Source organism: Cytophagales bacterium (genome assembly GCA_019456305.1).
Taxonomy (GTDB): domain Bacteria; phylum Bacteroidota; class Bacteroidia; order Cytophagales; family VRUD01; genus VRUD01.
The window spans coordinates 1-3078 of record VRUD01000147.1 but is presented as its reverse complement, the minus strand read 5'-3'; the positions used below and the strand labels follow the sequence as shown (position 1 = coordinate 3078).

Below are 3078 nucleotides of genomic sequence, written 5' to 3'. Positions count from 1 at the left end.
AAAATATAGGAATATTAACCAAAAAGAGTTAGCCAAAACAATGGGCATTACCCCTATAACATTAAGTGAAATAATACGGTACAACATCATATGGTTATTCATGGGATAACTTCCAGAACACACAAACGGCAACAGCGTTGTGTGGAGGAACTCATACAGTTACCATTACAGATAGCAGCAATTGTATTACAACAGCAGATGTTACCATTGTACCTGCACCGCTGCTCGATCTGAATGTAACCCCTTATGAAGCAACCTGTGATTCTGCTAATGGTTCGGCATGTGTTGGGGTGATTGGTGGCGTTGCTCCTTACGGTTATTTATGGCAGGACGATCTTGGAAATACTGTATCTACCACATCCTGTGCTGCGGGTTTAGCTGGCGGGGTATATACGATAACTGTGACCGATTCAACCGGATGTGATACTACTGCAATTGCCAATGTTAACGATGAGCCTGTACCGGCCGTATCCATTGTCTCTATTACTGATGTTACCTGCTTTGGATACAGTGATGGGACAGCTACTGTTTCTGTCGATTCAGGCGGGGCGCCTCCATTTACCTTTAGCTGGGATAACGGAGACACCAGCGCTACCGCTGATAGTTTAGCAGCAGGAGTTCATATTGTTGTAGTGACCGATTCAAATGGCTGTGTAGCTTCTGCTGATACCATCATTGATCAACCTTCTGTAATAGTAGCAGCTGTTACATTTACGCTCAACCCCAGTTGTATTGGTGCATGTAATGGGGAAGCAACTGTTTCTGTAATAGGGGGTACACCGCCATATATCTACCAGTGGGATGATCTATTATTCCAAACAACGCAACAAGCCGATAGCTTATGTGCCGGCAACTACATTATTTCGGTAACCGATGCTAATGGATGTCCTCCGGGAATAGATACGGCAACTATTGTAGAGCCGGATTCAATAGTAATAACAGCCAATGTAATTCAAAATGTCGGTTGCAAAGGCGATAGCAGTGGTATGATCACTGTTGGTGTAACACCAGTGGTTTCATATACCTACTCCTGGTCACCGATACCAGGAACCGGCCCTACTCTGGCTAACTTGCCGGCAGGGACTTATACTGTTACTGTTATAAATACCAGTAGTTGTGTTTCTTCAGAATCGTTTACCATAACCGAACCTGCTCAGGTACTCGCACTATCTGACAGTTCAGCTCCGGATACTTGCGGAAGAAACAATGGACTGGCGGTTGTAATCCCAACCGGAGGTATAGCGCCTTATAGCTATTTGTGGGATGCAAATGCTAATTCGCAAACCACGCAAACAGCAACAGGATTAGCTCCGGGAACATATTCGGTAATGGTAACCGATACGAATGGATGCACTAATACTATAAGCGTGACTGTTGGCAATATTGAAGGACCGAAAATTGACTCTATAAAAGTTGCAGAAGCAATAAGTTGTAATGGTGGTAGTAATGGGATACTTACCGTTGTCGCATCCGGAGGTACACCGACTTATACATACAGTTGGACTCCCTTGGGAGGAACTGATGATACTGCATTAACTCTTAGTCAAGGTCAATATATAGTTACAGTTACAGATGACTATGGATGTTCAATAACAGGTTCAATTATGCTTGCTGAACCACAGCCTGCTGTGATAACTGCAACAGGATCAGATACAATATGTATAGGTGATAGCGCTCAAATCAGCGCGCAGGTTGTTGACTCAACCGCAGTATTTGGTTACACCTGGAGCGACACAACTTTGCCAGGTACTGGTGGACCACACTGGGTATCACCAGATACTACTACAACTTATACTGTTTCTCATATTAATGAGTTTAGTTGCAAATCAGATACCGGATATATTACAGTAACAGTTAATCCGCCACTTGCAGTATCTCCTGCACCTGCTGTTATTTGTGAAGGAGATTCAGTAACTATTAGTGCGAATGTATCAGGTGGAAATGGCGGGCCTTATAACTACACCTGGAGTAATGGGGCAACGGGCAGTTCTATTACTGTATCTCCAAATACAGACACAACTTATAGCGTTACGGTAAGTGATAATTGTTCCCCCGATACTGTAGGTTCTGTGCTTGTTTCGGTGGCCCCAACTCCAATAGCTGATTTCAGCGCTGATACAGTATGTCTTGGTAACAATACTCAATTTACAGATTTATCCTTGAATGGTAGTACTTACTTGTGGATTTTTGGAGATTCTCTATCAGGTTCAGCAGATACTTCTACATTGCAAAATCCAACACATATTTTTACAACAACAGTACCTTATGATGTAACTTTAATTGTTGGGTTAGGCAATTGTACAGATTTAATAACCAGACCAGACGTTGTTACGGTATATCAAAATCCTGTTACAACCATATTAGATCAAGATGTCATTAATCCGAGCGATGAAGACGAGTGCGATGGAGAGGCAACGATTAATCCTACCACAGGTACCATAGGAGGAACACCACCTTATACTTATCAATGGGTAGATACAATTAACGGAAATATTATATCAAATACAAATATAGCTACTGGTTTATGTGAAAGTACATACATAATAACTACAACAGATGCAAATGGTTGTGTAACAATTGATACTTTAACACTCCCGGTAGGATGTCAAATAAAGTGTAAGGACATATTCAATGGCATATCACCTAATAATGATGGGGTAAACGATTATTGGTGGATAGAAGCATTACAATTTGAATCTTGCAAGCCTAATGAAGTAACACTTTACAACAGGTGGGGAGATGTTGTATGGAAGGGAATTAATTATAACAACATAGATGACAACAATAACGACAACAATGATGATGGCGTTGTATGGAAAGGCACCAATAAAAATATCGATCCATTACCCGATGGCACTTATTTCTATCTCATAAAGGTAGAAGATAAGGAAAAGCCTTGTACGGGGTGGATACAGATAATGAGGTAGCGGTAGATGGTAGATGGATGATGGATGATGAGGAAAGGGTATACAGGTATCGTATAAGGGTAAGACGAATATAGAGTGTAGCAACAATTTAATTACGCAATATTGTAATCATAAAATATATTATTTCATTGTTCAATTGTTAAGATGGTTA

General features: G+C 41.1%; 1 protein-coding gene. It reads left to right on the top strand.

Features of this window, described 5'->3' with window-relative positions; genetic code table 11:
• Window positions 1-137: 137 nt before the first annotated feature.
• Complete coding sequence (locus FVQ77_17385; GenBank protein MBW8052077.1) at window positions 138-2927, top strand: hypothetical protein; 2790 nt, start codon at window positions 138-140, stop codon at window positions 2925-2927.
• Window positions 2928-3078 lie beyond the last annotated feature (151 nt).